This window comes from Metabacillus niabensis, from assembly GCF_902829255.1.
GTDB lineage: Bacteria > Bacillota > Bacilli > Bacillales > Bacillaceae > Metabacillus > Metabacillus niabensis.
This window is the reverse complement of the sequence record NZ_CADEPK010000020.1, coordinates 1-18,706: the sequence shown is the minus strand read 5'-3', so window position 1 is coordinate 18,706 and position 18,706 is coordinate 1. Positions and strand designations below refer to the sequence as shown.

General features: G+C 35.5%; 16 protein-coding genes, 1 rRNA gene and 3 riboswitches. Of the genes, 14 read left to right on the top strand and 3 right to left on the bottom strand.

The genetic code is table 11. The features are described from left to right. The 4 genes from HU235_RS04250 to HU235_RS04235 all read left to right on the top strand — a co-directional run. Positions 1 to 199: 6-carboxytetrahydropterin synthase (locus tag HU235_RS04250; RefSeq protein WP_174879425.1), on the top strand; the 199-nt coding region annotated here is incomplete at its 5' end. Continuing rightward, positions 196 to 924, top strand: a complete 729-nt coding sequence (gene queE / locus HU235_RS04245; protein ID WP_095302990.1) for a 7-carboxy-7-deazaguanine synthase QueE — start codon at positions 196 to 198, stop codon at positions 922 to 924. The genes HU235_RS04250 and queE, both read left to right, overlap by 4 nt. Before the next feature lie 111 nt (positions 925 to 1,035). Continuing rightward, complete coding sequence (gene queF, locus HU235_RS04240; RefSeq protein ID WP_174879424.1) at positions 1,036 to 1,533, top strand: preQ(1) synthase; 498 nt, start codon at positions 1,036 to 1,038, stop codon at positions 1,531 to 1,533. 635 nt (positions 1,534 to 2,168) lie between these two features. Then, positions 2,169 to 2,594 carry a hypothetical protein gene (locus tag HU235_RS04235; protein ID WP_174879423.1) on the top strand — a complete coding sequence of 142 codons (426 nt, stop codon included), beginning with the start codon at positions 2,169 to 2,171 and terminating at the stop codon, positions 2,592 to 2,594. Positions 2,595 to 2,654: 60 nt separating this feature from the next. On the opposite strand, the gene HU235_RS04230 is transcribed toward HU235_RS04235, so the two are convergent. Both HU235_RS04230 and HU235_RS04225 read right to left on the bottom strand, forming a co-directional pair. Continuing rightward, a complete protein-coding gene (locus HU235_RS04230) occupies positions 2,655 to 2,957 on the bottom strand; it encodes an EthD family reductase (protein ID WP_174879422.1) in 303 nt (100 codons plus the stop codon). A 125-nt stretch (positions 2,958 to 3,082) separates the two neighbouring features. Further along, positions 3,083 to 3,712 (bottom strand): nitroreductase family protein, encoded by a 630-nt coding sequence (locus HU235_RS04225; RefSeq protein ID WP_174879421.1) that lies wholly within the window; start codon positions 3,710 to 3,712, stop codon positions 3,083 to 3,085. Positions 3,713 to 4,000: 288 nt separating this feature from the next. Next, positions 4,001 to 4,102, top strand: a riboswitch (purine riboswitch). Positions 4,103 to 4,231: 129 nt separating this feature from the next. Between HU235_RS04225 and HU235_RS04220 the strand changes: the two genes are divergently transcribed. From HU235_RS04220 to HU235_RS04205, 4 genes are all read left to right on the top strand, one after another. Further along, positions 4,232 to 5,377: a BMP family lipoprotein gene (locus HU235_RS04220; protein WP_095302218.1), complete on the top strand. Its 1,146-nt coding sequence runs from the start codon at positions 4,232 to 4,234 to the stop codon at positions 5,375 to 5,377. A 124-nt stretch (positions 5,378 to 5,501) separates the two neighbouring features. After that, entirely contained in the window at positions 5,502 to 7,034 is a 1,533-nt protein-coding gene (locus HU235_RS04215; RefSeq protein WP_095302217.1) for an ABC transporter ATP-binding protein, read from the top strand. Further along, positions 7,027 to 8,196, top strand: coding sequence for an ABC transporter permease (locus tag HU235_RS04210; protein WP_174879420.1), 1,170 nt, complete (start codon positions 7,027 to 7,029; stop codon positions 8,194 to 8,196). The genes HU235_RS04215 and HU235_RS04210 overlap by 8 nt, the downstream gene beginning before the upstream one ends. Next, on the top strand, positions 8,196 to 9,155 hold the full coding sequence (locus HU235_RS04205; RefSeq protein ID WP_095302215.1) for an ABC transporter permease: 960 nt from the start codon (positions 8,196 to 8,198) through the stop codon (positions 9,153 to 9,155). Before HU235_RS04210 ends, HU235_RS04205 begins: the two co-directional genes overlap by 1 nt. 62 nt (positions 9,156 to 9,217) lie before the next feature. Here HU235_RS04205 and HU235_RS04200 read toward each other — a convergent pair whose 3' ends face one another. After that, entirely contained in the window at positions 9,218 to 9,676 is a 459-nt protein-coding gene (locus HU235_RS04200; protein ID WP_174879419.1) for an RDD family protein, read from the bottom strand. Positions 9,677 to 10,375: 699 nt separating this feature from the next. Between HU235_RS04200 and HU235_RS04195 the strand changes: the two genes are divergently transcribed. The 6 genes from HU235_RS04195 to HU235_RS04170 all read left to right on the top strand — a co-directional run. Further along, entirely contained in the window at positions 10,376 to 11,341 is a 966-nt protein-coding gene (locus HU235_RS04195) for an AAA family ATPase (protein ID WP_095302214.1), read from the top strand. Continuing rightward, a complete protein-coding gene (locus HU235_RS04190; protein ID WP_174879418.1) occupies positions 11,338 to 12,543 on the top strand; it encodes a DUF58 domain-containing protein in 1,206 nt (401 codons plus the stop codon). The genes HU235_RS04195 and HU235_RS04190 overlap by 4 nt, the downstream gene beginning before the upstream one ends. Next, the gene (locus tag HU235_RS04185; protein ID WP_174879417.1) at positions 12,540 to 14,762 is read left to right on the top strand and encodes a transglutaminase TgpA family protein; all 2,223 of its coding nucleotides are present in this window, start codon (positions 12,540 to 12,542) and stop codon (positions 14,760 to 14,762) included. The genes HU235_RS04190 and HU235_RS04185 overlap by 4 nt, the downstream gene beginning before the upstream one ends. A 25-nt stretch (positions 14,763 to 14,787) precedes the next feature. Continuing rightward, a riboswitch (purine riboswitch) is annotated at positions 14,788 to 14,889 on the top strand. Positions 14,890 to 15,045: 156 nt separating this feature from the next. Next, entirely contained in the window at positions 15,046 to 16,593 is a 1,548-nt protein-coding gene (gene guaA, locus HU235_RS04180) for a glutamine-hydrolyzing GMP synthase (RefSeq protein ID WP_174879416.1), read from the top strand. Between the two features lie 84 nt (positions 16,594 to 16,677). Next, positions 16,678 to 16,779, top strand: a riboswitch (purine riboswitch). A 147-nt stretch (positions 16,780 to 16,926) separates the two neighbouring features. Further along, a complete protein-coding gene (locus tag HU235_RS04175) occupies positions 16,927 to 18,249 on the top strand; it encodes an NCS2 family permease (protein ID WP_174879415.1) in 1,323 nt (440 codons plus the stop codon). A 356-nt stretch (positions 18,250 to 18,605) separates the two neighbouring features. After that, positions 18,606 to 18,706 (top strand): 16S ribosomal RNA (locus tag HU235_RS04170); the annotation flags it as partial.

Here is an 18,706-nt window from a genome sequence, read left to right as displayed (position 1 = left end):
TGATCATACAGAGCTTTTTTCAAAGGATGATCCTAATTATTTCCCAACAACTGAAGGAGTTGCGAAAGCGATTTGGGAAGTTGTTCAAAAGGAATTAGATACAAAAGCTAACAAGCCAAAATGTGTTCAAGTATTTGTAAGAGAAACGCCAACAAGCTATGTTGTTTTTCGTCCGAAATATAAGGAGGAGAAACAATGAAAAAAATCCCTGTATTAGAAATTTTTGGACCAACTATCCAGGGAGAGGGAATGGTCATTGGTCAAAAGACAATGTTTGTGCGGACAGCTGGCTGTGACTATTCTTGCAGCTGGTGTGATTCAGCTTTTACTTGGGATGGCTCAGCAAAAGCTGATATTAAACAAATGACAGCAGATGATATTTGGGAACAGTTGGAGGCATTAGGTGGCGATCGTTTTTCACATGTAACCATTTCTGGTGGTAACCCTGCTCTCTTAGCAAATTTAGCTGAGTTAGTTCAATTGCTAAAAAGGAAAGGGGTAAAAATAGCAATTGAGACACAAGGAAGTAAATATCAAGAGTGGTTGAAGGATATTGATGATTTGACAATTTCACCGAAGCCTCCTAGCTCAGGAATGAAAACTGATTTTGTTAAGCTAGATGAGATTATCAATAAACTAGTTAATCAAACGAATCAACAGTCAATTAGTCTAAAAGTCGTGATTTTTGATGAAGCTGATTTACAATATGCAAGGGAAATCCATCATCGATACTCTAACATTCCAATGTACTTACAGGTTGGAAATGAAGATATACATGAGGCTGATACGGCAAAGCTTGTACAGAAACTGTTAAATAAATATGAATCATTAGTTGAGCAAGTAATCGAGGATAAAGAGTTAAATCAAGTCCGTGTGTTACCTCAGCTCCATACGTTAGTTTGGGGAAATAAACGTGGTGTTTAAATTTGGATGCTAATTTCGAGACTTCTGCTTTTTAGCAAACCTCTCGAAAAGCTTGCATCTGTCGCAAAAATATAAAAGCAATTAATAAGTAAAGAAAAGAGGAATCCGATTATGGCAGGTAGAAAAAAAGAAGAAATGAAAGATGTTACTCTTTTAGGGAATCAAGGAGTAAACTATTTATTTGAATATGCTCCGCAAATTTTGGAAACATTCGATAACAAGCATCCGAACCGTGATTATTTTGTAAAATTTAATTGTCCGGAATTTACTTCATTATGTCCAATTACAGGTCAACCAGATTTTGCAACAATTTATATTAGTTATATCCCTGATATAAAAATGGTTGAAAGCAAATCGTTAAAATTATATTTATTTAGCTTCCGAAATCATGGTGATTTCCATGAAGACTGTATGAACATCATTATGAATGATTTAATTGAACTAATGGATCCACGCTACATTGAAGTGTGGGGGAAATTTACTCCTCGTGGTGGTATTTCGATTGATCCTTATACAAATTACGGTAAACCAGGAACGAAATATGAGGAAATGGCTGCATATCGGTTGATGAATCATGATTTGTATCCTGAAAAGGTTGATAATCGCTAAGTGAGATTACGGTGAATATCGAGTTCATTACACAGTTAACATGCTACATTATTGCTAAATTAAGTAGTATCGTGTTCGATGTGTGAGGCTTTGGAATACTTGAAAAATGGGCGGTGCTATAATAGCATCGCCCATTTTATTTTATAAAGGACTTTGTCAGCACACGATGATTTTAGAAAAAATTAAGTTTTACTTATGAAGCATTTTTTTAACTAAAATATGTGTTAAAAGACTTTATTTTTTTGTAATTTTATTCGTTACATAAAAAGCTAATAATGCTAGTAAGCTATAAATGATGACTGGTATCAATAAACTTGACATATTATACCATAATTCCGTTGGTAAAATTGTAGCAACAGCTGATATTACAATCCCAATTACTAGTACGAATATGGAATTAGCACTTATAATCCCTTGAACTATATAGATATTTATATACTTGTGTAAATAAAAATGATGAAAATGGAGAAAACCCAAATAATATTTCAAGCTACTATGTACAAATTCAAACTGAGGGTAGTCAAATTTGGATTACAAAGTATTCGAGGTTTAGTGAACTATTTTTAAATACGGAAGGTGAAATCCTCCCTTATGAGCAAGCGGTTGTACCTGCTGCCGCTCAGTACTATGAAAATATGAAAAGGTTTATTAAACCATTTACGTTAGATGGTTTTTTGCCAGCGACATACTATCTATATAGTGATAGCGAATTTATTGGTTATTATCCTGAGAAAGAGAGATTTATGTTTGTGACTTCAGAGAGATTTACCGTCGACTATTTTACGGAAATGAATGCGGATTCGATTGCTGAGCATACAGATATTTATTTAAGTGAGAATAATCTGGAATACGGAGCTATTATTGAACAGGAAGAAAATCATTCGATTATCGAAACAAAAATAATAAATAATGACCGTTTATTACATGAACTTGTGTTAAGTATATTGGCATCTGATGGATTTTATATGATTCGTTATTTTAAAAATAATAACAGTCCAATTGAAAATGAAGTACGCCAAAGCTGGATTGAGCAAATGAGAGCCTCAGCTACAAAAATTTAATAATGGAGAAAAATTAGGAAAGAGAGGGTTTACTCTCTTTCCTATAGAGTAAAGCTTATTTTATTGTGTAATCATAATAATTGGCGGCTCATTTAAAAACTTTTCTAAGTTTTTAGCATCCTCCATAACAGCCTTCCATTCAGGTGTAGCCATGGCACTCTGAAGTGTTGGAAGATCTGCAAATTCAATTACTACAATCATATATAGATTTAAGGTAGTATTTTGCGATTGGATGACACGATCAATACTACTTGCCTTAATGTTTGGAACGTACTTGGCAAGGGGCATATGTGTGTTAAGATAATACTCATCAAATCCTGCTTTGTCTTTTGGTTGTTGATATTGAATATATAATTTAGCCATTTTTATTGCCCTCACTTTAATTAAAAAATGTAATAAAGCTTCTTGTTGCTCTAATGAGACCTAGCTGATAGAACAGCATCCTTTAACTGAAAACGCTGCATCTGTACTATCCTTTACTTCTCTTATTAAATAAATTCAATAATTTCTTTAAGCGGAATTCGAGTTGTTTGGTATGCTGGTGCTGCAGCCTTCCCTATTGCAATTAAAACGATAGGCATATATCGATCAGTAATATTAAATTTCTTCATGAATTTTTCCTTATCAAAGCCACCCATTGTAACGGTATCATATCCTTTAGCCTTGGCAATAAGCATCAGCTGCATTGAGACTAAGCCAGTGTCAAAGGATGCAATGTTTTTACGAATTTCTTCTGATGCCTGGGTATAATAATTTTTTGAATTTTGAATAATCTGTTCGACTGTTTCTAAATTCATGAAGCCAGCCTCATAGTTGCTTCTATATACTTTTTCAATATTATGATACATTTCCTTATCACCTAATACAGCAATAATTGCTGAAGATGTTTCAACCTGTTCCTGATTGTTGGCGATTTGACGAAGCTCTTTTTTAACCTCTTGATCATCGATTACAATGAAGCGCCATGGTTGAAGATTACTTGATGACGGAGCTAAAATAGCTTCACTTAGAATTTCTTCGATTTCTTCTCTAGGTATTTTAAAACTTGCATCGTATTTCCTTACAGAATGGCGATCTCTAATAATTGTAGATAAATCTTGTTTTATTAATGAATTCATTTTTTTGAACCTCCTTAAAAATGTACTTACTTTTTGTAAGTTATATTAGAAACTTACAAAAAGTAAGTGAGAGTGTCAAGTAAAAGGAATTGGAGAAAAAGAATGAAGAAGAGGAATCTAGAATAGATGGAAAGTAAGCGGAATTTGGATGCGTTTTCAACACGGTAGAATTTTTAATTATATGAAAATTCAATCAATGATAAGTTATTCCCGAACAATGATGATTTTTTAAAAAGAAACATTCGTCTTTTTCTTGACGGACGGAATGACTGATGATAAGATGAACTTGTAAAAATTAAATAACGTTCTCGTATAATTTTGGGGATATGGTCCATAAGTTTCTACCAAGCTGCCATAAATAGCTTGACTACGAGGTTGTATATATATTGTAAGGGGAAAATGCATGCATCTTTCTCTTTATATATCTACCAAAAGTCAAGCTCCGGTGTATACGGGGCTTTTTTCATTATTTACAGCAAAATATAAAACTATTTTAAAAGATATATAGGGGGAAAGACTATGTTGAATAAGAAAATGCTAATGGTATTATTTACTGCTTTAATGGTTGTTTTCATGGCTGCTTGTGGAAATAATGAAGCAAAAGATAATGAAGCAGGCTCAGATGATGGTAAAAAAGGGTTAAAAATTGCAATTGTAACAAGTCCTTCTGGTGTAGATGATGGGAACTTCAATGAAGATAACTACAATGGAATTTTAAGTTTTATTGAAAAAAATTCAGATGCGACTGTAAAGGCTATTCGTGAAGAAACTGGTGATCCCGCAGCTGCTGTTCAAGCTGTTGCTGATATCGTGGCAGATTATGATGTCATTGTAACTCCAGGCTTCCAATTTGCAGGTATTTCAAGCATTGCTTTAGAGAATCCTGATAAGAAATTTATTTTAATTGACTCAGAACCAGCTGCTCAAGGTGAACAAAAGGAATTCGATAATATTTACGCGATGACATTTGCTGAGCAGGAAAGTGGATTTTTCGCAGGAATGGCTGCTGCATTAGAAACAAAGTCAAATAAAGTAGCGGTTGTAAACGGAATTGCATATCCTTCAAATGTAAACTACCAATTTGGTTTTGAATCTGGTGTGAATTATGTAAATGCAGTATATGATAAAAAAGTTGAGGTTGTTGAACTACCAGCTTATGCAGGTGTGGATGTAAATAACGAAGATGTTGGCGGAAACTATGTAGGAACGTTCTCAGATGAAGCGACAGGTAAGGTTGTTGGTAATGCTTTAATCGATGAAGGTGTAGATATTATCTTCGTCGCTGCAGGTGGATCAGGTAATGGTGTTTTCACAGCTGCAAAAGAGGCTGGTGGAGATGTGAAAGTAATTGGTTGTGATGTTGACCAATTTGATGACGGTGTAAATGGTTCAGAAAATATCGTGTTAACGTCTGGATTAAAGGTTATGAGCACTAATGTTGAGAAATCATTAAACTCAATTGTTGATGGAAGCTTTAAAGGTGGAAACGTCGTTCTTCAAGCAGATACTGATTCTACTGGTTATGTAAAAGAAGAAGGTCGTCATCAGTTATCAGAGGATACAATTTCAAAAATTGATGAAGCTTATAAATTAGTTAAAGAAGGTAAAGTTGTACCTGCATCTAATTTCAATGGGCATACTCCAGATAAGTTTCCAGGGTTATAAAATCCAGAGTTAAGAGACTATGATGAAATGAACCTATAGAAGTTTATCATTTCCTAATTTATGTTTGTAGGGTATGGTAAACTTCTTTTCTGTTTTTCAATCACTATGATAAAGGGGACGTAAAATGTCTGATTATATTGTAGAAATGAAGCATATTACTAAACGATTTCCTGGAATTGTGGCAAATGATGATGTAACAATTCAAATTAAAAAAGGGGAAATTTTTGCTCTGCTTGGAGAAAATGGAGCGGGAAAATCAACCCTTATGAGTATTTTAGGAGGAATGTATGAGCCTGATGAAGGCGAAATATACATTCGCGGTGAAAAGGTCCAAATAAGCTCTCCAAATCATGCGGCGAAGCTTAACATTGGGATGGTGCATCAGCATTTTAAGCTAGTTGAGGATTATACAATAACAGAGAATATCATTTTAGGTGTTGAACCGATTAAAAAATTTGCTGGCCTTTTTCCATATGTAGATATTCGAAATGCAAATCGCATAATCAAGGACCTATCGAAGGATTATGGGTTAGAAGTAGACCCTACAAAAAAAATAGAAGACCTTAATGTTTCGATGCAACAGCGTGTAGAAATTTTAAAGGTGCTTTATCGTCAAGCGGAAATTCTTATTTTTGATGAACCGACTGCTGTCTTAACTCCTCAAGAAATAGATTACTTGCTTACTATTATTGAAGGGTTACGAAAAGCTGGAAAAACAATTATTTTAATAACACATAAGCTAGATGAAATCAAAAAGGTAGCAGATCGTTGTGCGGTATTAAACAAGGGAAAATTAATCGATGTAATGGATGTAAAGACAACATCTACAAAACAGATGGCTCAGCTTATGGTAGGTAGAGAAGTGACCTTTGAATCTGAAAAGCGCCCAGCTGAATTTAAAGAGGAAGTATTGAAGGTAGACCATCTAACAGTAAAAAATGAAGATGGTTTTGAGGTTGTAAAGGATGTTTCTTTTTCTATTCGTGGCGGCGAAATCTTTGCCATTGCCGGTGTGGCAGATAATGGACAAGTTGAATTGGCAGATGCAATTGCTGGATTAACAAAGGTGAGCAGTGGGAATATTTTCTTAAATGGTAAGGATATAACGAATGAAAGTGTAAGAAAAAGAACAGAAAGCGGAATTTCTTATATCCCTGAAGATCGACAAAGCTATGGACTTGTGTTGGACTTTGATTTGGCGACCAATATAGGGTTGAAAGAGTATTATCGTGAGCCTTTTTCTAAAGGTGGAATTTTAAATAAAGAAGCTTTTCATGAGCATGGCAGTAGGTTAATAGAGAAATATGATATACGAAGCGGACAAGGCATTAAGACACAAGTTCGTTCAATGAGTGGTGGTAATCAGCAAAAGGCTATTATTGCCCGAGAAATTGAATTACAATCACCATTAATGATTTTTGTTCAACCAACGCGTGGATTGGATATTGGGGCAATTGAAAATATTCATAAGATGATGATTCAAGAACGAGATAAAGGTAAAGCAATTCTTCTTGTATCATTAGAGCTAGATGAGATTATGAATGTTGCAGATACCATTGGTGTTATATATAACGGCCAACTTCAAAAAATTGCAAGTAGAGATACGTTAACGAATAATGAAGTAGGCGAGTATATGATGGGGGCAAAACATGAGTAAACGAAATGATACACAAAAAGAAAAGTTTATACAAAAAGTCGGTAGAGTTCTTGCGTGGCCAATTAGTCATGAAAAATGGCAATCAATTTCTATTCCGTTATACTCCATCTTACTTAGCTTTATTGCAGCTGCAATTGTTATTCTTTTAATTGGGAAAAATCCGTTGCAGGCATTCTTTAACCTTCTGCAAGGAGCCGGAATCATGCCGAAGCCTTCTTATGCAGCCTATAAGAGCATGTTTACTGATTTCTTAAGCCTATTAAATGCAATGACACCGCTAGTCTTTGCGAGCTTGGCGGTTGCTGTTGCCTTTAAAGCAGGGTTGTTTAATATTGGTGTTTCAGGGCAAATGCTCTTTTCAGGATTTTTAGCTACAATTATTGTTGGCTATAGCGGCTTAGATGCAATGATTGCAAAGCCACTTGTCTTTATTATCGGGATAGCTGCTGGAGCATTAATGGGTGGTTTAGTTGGCTGGCTAAAATATAAGTTTAATATTAATGAAGTAGTATCAACGATTATGTTGAATTATATTACTCAATATGTCGTCAGCTTTTTTATCCAAATGTATTATATTGACCCTGTTTCAAGACAATCTCGTTATATTACCGAGGAATCGAGATTAACGTTAGTGAATGTTGAAATGGGCAATTTGAAAATGGATATTCCGTTAGGGTTTATTTTGGCTATTATTGTTGCGATTCTATTAAAGTTTGTAATGGATAAAACAGTACTTGGCTATGAAATTAAAACAGTTGGAACAAATCGTAATGCAGCAAAATATGCGGGAATGAATGTTGGGAAAAATACAGTGCTAGCAATGGTTCTATCAGGTGGTCTTGCAGGTTTAGCAGGTGTTACCTATTATTTAGGCTATTTTGCTTCCATTCAACCGAAAGTATTATCAAGCATTGGCTTCGATTCAATTGCCGTGTCTTTATTAGGGAACTCGAACCCAATTGGTGTTATTTTTTCATCATTTTTAATATCAGTCATTAACCAAGGTAATACGTACATGAGTTCAATGGCGGGAATTAGACAAGAGATTGCTTCCGTGATCGTCGGATTAATACTATTGTTTAGTGCTTGTGGTGCTTACTTGAAATACAAGGTAAGTCGAATGAAAGAAAAAGATGCGGAGCGAAAGGAGGGGCAAGAATAATGGATACAGTAATTATAGATGGATTATCCTTTGCGCTGCCTCTTTTTATCATGGCGATTGGAGGTATATATAGCGAAAAGAGCGGAATTACAAACTTAGCTATTGAAGGCTTCCAAGGTTTTGGTGCTTTTATTGGGGCATTATCAGTCGTTTTAATTGCAAATTTCTCTGGAACAGATGTGCAAAATTTGTTTTATCTCGCTTTATTGTTTTCAATGATAGGAGGAATGGTATTTTCCGTTCTTCATGCATTGCTAAGTATAAAGTTTAAGGCGAATCAAGTTATAAGCGGTGTCGTCATTAATATTTTGGCATTAGCCTTGACGACATTTTTAACAACACAAATAAACAGTCTTGTGTTTGGTGCTACTTCTGATAAGTTTCAATTAGGTGTATCAGAGCGTTTTACGATCGAAGGTTTAGCAAATATACCTGTGATTGGTGCGGTGTTTACAAATATTTATCCATTTGAAATTATTATCATCGTGATTGCCGTCTTAGCTTGGTATGTTTTATATAAAACAAAATATGGAATGCGTTTAAGAGCGAGTGGGGATAATCCGCATTCAGTTGATGCTGCAGGAGTAGATGTAGCAAAAATTAGATTTGGTGCGGTTTTAATATCTGGTGTATTATCAGGTCTAGGCGGTATGTGTTTTGCTTATTCGATCTCTGCTAACTTTTCATCAAGCATTTATATGGGATATGGATATTTAGCGATTGCAGCGCTAATTTTCGGTAACTGGAAGATTCTCCCTACACTTGCAGCCTGCTTACTATTCGGATTTGCGAGATCAGGGGGAACGTATATCGGTCAATTAATGGAGTTACCGAGCAGCTACACTGATTTATTTATGATTTTACCTTATGTTTTAACTTTATTCCTTTTAATCTTTTTCTCTAAATCAAACCGTGCGCCAAGAGCGTTAGGAGAAATTTACGATAAAGGAAAGAGATAAAGATAGTATAAAAAGGGCTTTTCGTGCTTTGGAGCATGAAAGGCCCTTTTTAATGGTTGAGTTTAAAGATTTAAATCATTTGAACTTTGAAGTTGACTTTGCTTCTTCTTTACAACATATGTATTTGCAATAATATCATGGAGGCCTCTTTTTCTTTCTGTGAAAGCAACCATTATATAGCCGATATAAGCAATCATAGCACTTAAGATATAAGAAAAGGCACGACCCCATGACTGGCCTGCTGTTATCTTTTCTCCTTGTTCATTTATAATCTTTAACCCTAAGAAGTGTTTTCCGAAGGTTGCCTGATATTTAGTAAGTGGCATTAACGCTAAATAACAAATTGGCCCCGCAATCAAATAGATAAGAGTAATTAGTGAAACGATATATTGAAGTGCACTTGAGACAAATTGCGTCATAAATGCTAAAAGTACGAGAATAAGATAAATACCGGAAATAATCAGACCATCTATTATAGAAGCCGCAACTCGTATCCAAAAGCCAGCACTACTTTGTTCCATATCCATCCACCTCCCTTCCGCTGGTAAAAGATAACATTTTTTATTTTAACATGTGTATTTTAATAGTTGACGGGAAATTATCCCTAAATACATATGTGACCAAAGTTGTGATTTTTATTGATTGCCATTTACTATTTTTGAGCTTCGCAAAAGTTTATTAACACTATAAATGGCTTGAATAGAAATTATTATTTGTAAATTAATTAACTGAAAATCCCCATATGTGTAGAATTAAAAATCAAATCTATCAAAAAAGAAGACGTTTTTCTTAGAAAAACAAAAGAACTAGTAAAAGTGATATAATAAGAAAGAAGTACGAATTGAAATCGCAGAATATTCAAATTATTATTTTGTCAATAGTTAATCCACGTGTTTAGTGAGTCATCTTGAAAGAACTGCATAACCTTAATCAGCTTTTATTAAGGTCGATTCCATCATTTCACCAAAGCTTTGTTTATTTTTTTAATCTCCAATCATAGGAAATCAAATAGAATCATTTCAATGATGTATTTAGGTTAAAAAGCTTGATATGTTTAAAGTATTGATGATATAAATTGGTAGAATAAGTGTTTTTAGAGAGATGTTGGAACATATAGATTGTCAATTAATTTAACGTATGAATTGGAAATACAAAAGGGTTTTGATAAAACAATCAGAATACTATAATAGGAAATATAGAATCCAACTAGGAGGAAAAGTATGTCTCAAACTGAAGCGATGCATCCAAAACTCGGTCGAGTTATTGATAATATAGATAAAGTTATAATAGGGAAAAGAGATATAAGCATTTTAAGTCTAGTCGCATTACTAGCAAATGGCCATGTGTTGCTTGAGGATGTGCCAGGTGTTGGGAAGACAATGATGGTACGCGCACTAGCTAAATCAGTAGGAGCTGAGTTTAAACGGATTCAGTTTACTCCTGATCTATTGCCATCAGACGTAACAGGAGTCTCGATTTATAATCCAAAGGAGCTAAGGTTTGAATTTCAAGAAGGTCCAATATTTGGGAATATTATTCTTGCAGACGAAATCAATCGAACGTCTCCGAAAACGCAGTCAGCTTTATTAGAAGGAATGGAAGAAGGTAGTATTACAGTTGATGGGACAACTCGGATTCTTGCAAAGCCTTTCTTTGTTATGGCAACACAAAATCCTGTTGACTATGAAGGAACCTATCCATTACCAGAAGCTCAGCTAGATCGATTCTTGTTTAAGCTAAGAATGGGCTATCCAACAAAGGCTGAGGAATTTGAAGTGCTTACCTTAGCAGAAAAGGAAAGGCCTATTTATCAATTAGATAGTGTAATAACGAAAGAGGAATTGGCAGAGCTTCAAAATGAGATCCAACATGTATATGTAGATGAAACAATTAAACATTTCATTATAGAATTAACGGGGAAAACGCGAAAGCATCCGTCTATTTATTTGGGGGCGAGCCCGCGTGCATCTATTGCATTAATGAAGGCGGCGCAAGCTTATGCATTTCTTTATGGAAGAGATTATGTGATCCCGGATGATATTCAATATTTAGCACAATATGCGCTCCCACATAGGATTATTTTAAGGTCTGAAGCACGGTTTGAGGGGAATTCTGTAGAAAAAATTATTCATGAAATCATTAGTCAAACAACTGTTCCTGTTCAAAGGACGTTAAGTCATAAATGAATAGATTTTTGCGGAAAATTCGTATCGGTTGGAAGTTTATTTCCCTCTTATTGCTTACGTTAGCGGCCTTTAGCTACGCGATGTTTCAAGGCGGTTTTGTAAGCTGGTTTCTATTCTATAGCTTTATGCCCTTTGCGATTTATTCATTATTATTATTAATTTATCCAGTTCGTTCCTTTGAAGTAACGAGAAAGGTAAATCAAGAACAATTCACCTATGGTCAAAGGTTTGTGGCAACCATTACAGTTAAACGAAAAATTCCGTTTCCATTATTTTATTTAATTGTAGAGGATGAGTTAACAGATAGATTACAAAGCAGCAGGAAACTTTCTGAGCCGAAGAAAATGTTTTTCCCGTGGTTTAAGAGAGAGCTTTCATATGAGTATGTTTTGCAGCAAATACCGCGTGGGGAGCATCATTTATCAACGATTCGATTACGAACAGGTGACCTATTCGGACTAATCGAAAAAGAGGTATTTGTACATGTCGAGCATCGTTTTCTTGTGTACCCTTCTACAATTGACGTAACTTACAAGCCAAAGCAAAGACAATTTGAACAAGGGATGTCTTCTAACAAAGCTAGATACTTACAAGATTCAACGATAGCAGTTGGAATAAGGGAATATCAGCCAGGTGACAAATTTGCCTGGATTGATTGGAAAGCAACAGCTAGAAGAGATTCGTTAATGACAAAGGAATTTGAGCAACTACAAAGTCATGATGTTGTCATTATTATGGACCGTGTTCAATCTGATGTTTTTGAGAGGATTGTTTTATATTCAGCATCGTTAGTCCGCTCGCTGCTTAAAAGTGGGGCAAGGGTTGGTTTTATTTCAATTGGAAGTCAAAAACATATTTTTCCCTTAAAGGCTGATGACCAACATTTAAAAAATATCTTTTATCACTTAGCGAAAGTTGACTGTGATATAAGAAAACCTCTTTCTTCCCTATTAGAGGGCGGATTATTGAATACGGAGATGAAACAGGTAACGAACATCATTGTCACGGGTCATATAACGCTTGATTTTGTAAGAAGAATTGAATACCTTGGCGGAGGTCAGCAAATGTTCGTCGTCTTTGTCATAAAACAGGATGCTATGACAAAAGAGGAGCAAGTGTTAATTGAACGGCTAACTAAACGTCACATCGAGGTAAACGTAGTAACGGGGCATACAAGTCATAAAGAGGTGATGAGCTCATGACAACTCAAACTTCGTATGTTGAGAAATCGGCTGCAGTAATCTATTATCTTTTTGCCTTTTTATTGTTATGGGAGTGGCTAAGGCCTTTAAACGTATTTAGTAATACAGCTAATACGTTTGTCTTCATTTTTTTTATAGCGGTGAGTTTTTTGCTTATCTTATTCAAAGCTCGCTGGTATTTATCCTTTCCTGTAAAAATTATTATCATTCTATTTATCTTACATGGAATGTTTTATCAAGGAGTGTTTTTAAGCTTTGGTTGGTTAACTGATTTGATAGAGGATACCGTAAATAATATTCAATTAATTCCAACCGCGAATTGGATGAGCATGACAGCATCCTATCGAACATTACTATTTTTTATTTTACTATGGCTGCTTGTTTATTTAATTCATTATTGGGTACTGATCCAAAAAAGAATCTTAATATTCTTTGTTTTAACCTTACTTTATATAACGGTTTTAGACACCTTTACTCAGTATGATGCTACATTTGCAATTGTTCGGACTGTACTAATTGGATTTTTTATGTTGGGGATGCTTTACTTTGACCGACTAAAAAAAATCGAGAATTTGCAAATGAAAGGATTAGCTTTCTTTCGCTGGTTATTGCCACTTTTTGCTTTTATAGTGCTTTCGATGGTTGTAGCGATGTTAGCCCCGAAGGCATCACCACAATGGCCTGACCCCGTTCCTTATTTAACTGCTGTTGGAAATGGAGAAGAGGGAATTGGTGGAAGGAAAAAAATCGGTTATAGTGAGAGTGATGAAAATCTTGGTGGTGGCTTTGTTGAGGATGATACAGAAGTATTCACACATATTTCAAGTGAACGGCATTATTGGAGAATCGAAACAAAGGATGTTTATACAGGTAAGGGTTGGATAGCATCAGAACAAGAGAATGACTTTGAGGAGATTACGAATATTCAAGATGAATTGTTTTGGACAGATGAATCAGTAAAAACGAAGCAGCTTGAATCAATTGTAACCTTTAACAATAATTATCGTCATTTTCATCTCATGTATCCTTTAGGAGTAACTTCAATTCAAACTGAAAACAATTTAGATTTCTATTTAAATCCAAATACAGAGTTAATAACGCCATTTCCTGAAAATGATGGATCGAGAGAGCAGTTTAAGAGCTACAAGGTAACCTATAATCTGCCTACATACTCATTGGATGAAATGAGAAAGGTGCAGAATTTACCTGAGTCTGATCCGATTCATCAACGTTATACACAGCTGCCAGACTCCTTACCTAGCCGTGTAAGAGATTTGGCAATCCGTCTTACGATGAATGAGACGAATCAATATGATAAAACAAAAGCGATAGAAGAATATCTTGGTTCAGCTGATTTCACATACGATAAGGACGATGTGGCAATTCCTGAGGGAGAACAGGATTATGTTGATCAATTTCTATTTGAAACATTAAAAGGCTATTGTGATAATTTCTCAACTTCTATGATTGTCTTGCTCAGAGCTGTCGATATCCCTGCTAGGTGGGTTAAAGGCTATACCGAAGGAGATTTTGTTGACGTTGTTAATGAAACAGAAAGAGAATATAAGGTGACGAATAATAATGCCCATTCATGGGTTGAAGTTTATTTTGAAGGTGTTGGCTGGGTGCCGTTTGAGCCTACGAAAGGGTTCATAAATCCTTATACAGTATCGAATGAAACACAATCAAATGAAACGGAAGATGTACCTGAGCAGCAACAACAAACACCTGAGGAAGAAACACAACAAGCTGAAGCGGAAAAGGAAGAACAAAAAAAGCAAACGGAGAAAGAGGTAGAAGAAGCTACAGCCTCTGCAGAAAATCAGGAGTCTTCTCTTTTAGATATGCGAATCGGCAGTGCATTCGTTTATAGCCTGCTAGTCATTATTCTAATTGCTGGCTTTGTTTTATATAAAACAAGATTGAAGTGGTTTGCACATTTTATTGTTCGAAAATATAAAAATCGCCATGATGAAGAAGTGTTTTTCCACGCATTTCAATCTTTGTTAAAGCAATTAGAACGGAAGGGAATGAAGCGTAAGGATAGCCAAACGCTTCGTGAATATGCTCACACGATCGATCATGTATTTCAGGATAAGTCGATGACCATTTTAACAGAAAACTATGAGAGAGCATTGTATCGTCGTACAGATGCTGAAAAAGAATGGGTAAAATCGGCGGAATTGTGGGAAAATTTAATCAAAAAGACATCATCTTGATTATTACCTTAGAGATTGATAGAATAGAAAAAATTATATTAACCTTCATATATCCTCGATAATATGGTTCGAGAGTCTCTACCGGGTAACCGAAAATTTCCTGACTATGAAGGCAGAATTGTACGTTTTTAAAACTAGAATTCTGCCTTCTTATTGTGAAGGCGGGGTTCTAGTTTTTTTTCTAGCTTTTTTATGAAGTACACAATGAACTAGCTAGACTATCGACGGGCTTGCGTTTTGATAGATGTATACGTAATAATATTGCTTGATAACTACGGATGAGGTGACAAAATTGGCAAACGTTCATGAAATGGTAGTGGTTTTAGATTTTGGAAGTCAGTATAATCAATTAATTACAAGAAGAATCCGTGAATTTGGTGTGTACAGTGAGCTACACCCTCATACATTAACGGCAGACGAAATAAAAAAAATGAACCCTAAAGGTATTATTTTATCAGGTGGGCCTAATAGTGTTTACGGTGAAAATGCCTTTACTTGTGATGATGCGATTTTTGATTTAGGTATCCCGGTCTTAGGGATTTGTTATGGAATGCAACTAATGACACATAAGCTTGGTGGTGTTGTTGAAGCGGCTGACCATCGTGAGTATGGAAAAGCAACGATTGAAGTTCAAGGTCAGCACGGATTATTTAAAGATTTACCAAACCAACAAGTAGTTTGGATGAGCCATGGTGACCTTGTAAAGGAAATTCCGGAAGGTTTCCAAGTTGATGCAACAAGCACATCATGCCCATATGCTGCAATGAGTAATAATGAGCGTAAGTTTTACGGTGTTCAATTCCACCCAGAAGTACGCCATTCCGAATACGGTAATAATTTATTAAAGAATTTTGTATTTGAAGTATGTGATTGCTCAGGAAATTGGTCAATGGAAAATTTCATTGAGATGGAAACAGAAAAATTAAAACGAAAAGTTGGCAATAAGAGGGTTTTATGTGCTTTAAGTGGTGGGGTCGATTCTTCAGTAGTTGCTGTATTAATTCATAAAGCAATTGGCGACCAACTAACATGTATTTTCGTTGATCATGGTCTACTCCGTAAAGGTGAAGCGGAGGGCGTTATGAAAACGTTCAGTGAAGGTTTTAACATGAACGTAATAAAAGTAGATGCTAAAGATCGTTTCTTAAATAAACTAAAAGGTGTTTCTGATCCAGAACAAAAGCGTAAAATTATTGGAAATGAATTCATTTATGTTTTTGATGATGAATCTGCAAAGCTAGAAGGAATTGACTTCTTAGCGCAAGGAACGCTTTACACAGATATCATTGAAAGTGGAACAGCTACAGCTCAAACAATTAAATCACACCATAATGTTGGTGGTCTTCCAGAAGATATGGAGTTCGAGCTAATTGAGCCATTAAGCACATTATTTAAAGATGAGGTTCGCGCATTAGGGACTGAACTAGGAATTCCTGATGAAATTGTGTGGAGACAACCATTCCCAGGACCTGGTCTTGGTATTCGTGTATTAGGCGAAATCACTGAAGAGAAGCTTGAAATCGTCCGTGAATCAGATTATATTCTTCGTGAGGAGATTAGAAAAGCTGGCTTAGAACGTGATATTTGGCAATACTTCACTGTTCTACCTGATATCCGTAGCGTAGGGGTAATGGGAGATGCTAGAACGTACGATTATACAATTGGAATTCGTGCAGTTACATCTATTGATGGGATGACATCTGATTGGGCGAGAATTCCTTGGGATGTATTAGAGGTTATTTCGACACGAATTGTAAATGAAGTTAAACACATTAACAGAGTTGTTTATGATATTACAAGTAAGCCACCTGCAACAATCGAGTGGGAATAAAAAACACGAACAAAACGAACATTATTCAAAATAATGTTCGTTTTTTTATTGACTGTTTGATAATAGACTGATAAGATAAAAAAGAAGGAAATAGTCGAAATACGTCGTATAATCTTGGGGATATGGCCCAAAAGTTTCTACCAAGCTGCCGTAAATAGCTTGACTACGAGTGTTAATATTCAGGAATGATATTCCTATGTATTGATAATTTGTTAGTCAAGTGCTCAACTTTTATGGTGAGCACTTTTTTATTTGTTTTAGCACTTTTCAACTTATTTATAGTGAATTCCCCAATTATACGACTTAATTACTTGTTAGGGAGGCACTACCTTAATGAAAAAATACTTTCAATTTGATGAATTGGGAACAACTTATCGTCGAGAATTAATAGGTGGATTAACTACGTTTCTATCTATGGCATATATCTTGTTTGTTAACCCAGCGACATTGTCAATGAGTTCAATTACTGACTTGCCAGATGAATTGAGAATGGACCCGAATGCAGTTTTCGCTGCAACTGCTATAGCCGCAGCGATCGGTTCGCTGTTAATGGGGTTAATTGCTAGATATCCTGTTGCACTTGCGCCAGGAATGGGTTTAAACGCGTTTTTCTCTTATACAGTTGTATTAACAATGGGGATACCTTGGCAAACAGCTCTTTCTGGTGTGTTAATTTCAGGTCTCGTATTCGTTGTTTTAACATTAACAGGTCTTCGTGAAAAAATAATTAACAGCATACCTGCTGAATTAAAATTTGCTGTAGGTGCTGGGATCGGTCTTTTCATTACATTTGTTGGTTTGCAAAACGCAGGAATTATAGTAAATAATGATGCGACACTAGTAGGATTAGGAGATTTAACAAATCCACAAACATTACTAGCTGTCTTTGGGATTATCGTTACGGTTATTTTAATGGTTAAAGGTGTTAAGGGTGGAATCTTCTATGCTATGGTTATTACCGCTGTTGTCGGGATGATTTTTAACCAAATCCCTTTTCCAGAAAAAATTGTCGATACAGTGCCAAGTCTAGCTCCAACATTTGGCCAGGCATTTATGAATCTTGACCAAATTTTTACGGTTCAAATGCTAGTTGTTATATTAACTTTCTTATTTGTTGATTTCTTTGATACGGCTGGTACATTAGTTGCTGTCGCAAATCAGGCAGGTTTGATGAAGGATAATAAATTACCACGTGCAGGCAAAGCGTTATTTGCTGATGCGGCTGCAACTGTTGCGGGTTCTATATTAGGGACATCTACAACAACTTCTTATGTTGAATCAACAGCTGGTGTTGCTGCTGGTGCTAGAACAGGACTTGCATCTGTAGTTACAGGAATTCTATTTTTGTTAGCTTTATTCTTCTCTCCGTTATTAGGAGTAGTGACATCTGCAGTAACAGCTCCAGCATTAATTATTGTAGGTGCATTAATGGTTGCATCACTTGGAAACATAGAATGGAATCGTTTTGAAATCGCAGTACCAGCTTTTCTTACGATTATCATAATGCCATTAGCCTATAGTATTGCTACAGGTATTGCTGTCGGATTTATCTTCTATCCAATAACAATGGCATTAAAAGGTAAGGCTAAAGAAATTCATCCAGTCATGTACGGTTTGTTTGTAATATTCATTCTATACTTTATATTCTTAGCATAAAAATGTTTATTGAGGGGAGAGGGCAGAAATGCCCTCTTTTATTTATTTGAGTAAGAACAAGAGTGATTTCTTTATAAGGGAGATTTTTTCCTGGATTTGGAATGTATTATTTGTTGACTCTATATAAAAATACTGATATAGTTATACAAGTCAGCAAGAGAGGAAAACACAACTTACTTAATAAAGAAAAAAGTTGTTGACTTGCGCTGATTGATATGATATATTAATAAAGTCGCTTCTGAAAGAAGTTGCGAAATGAATGTTCTTTGAAAACTAAACAAAACCAAGCGTGCCAACGTTAATTTCGATTAACAACAAATCGTACTATTAAGTACACAATGAGCAAGTCAAACACTTTATTGGAGAGTTTGATCCTGGCTCAGGACGAACGCTGGCGGCGTGCCTAATACATGCAAGTCGAGCGAATCTGAGGGAGCTTGCTCCCAAAGATTAGCGG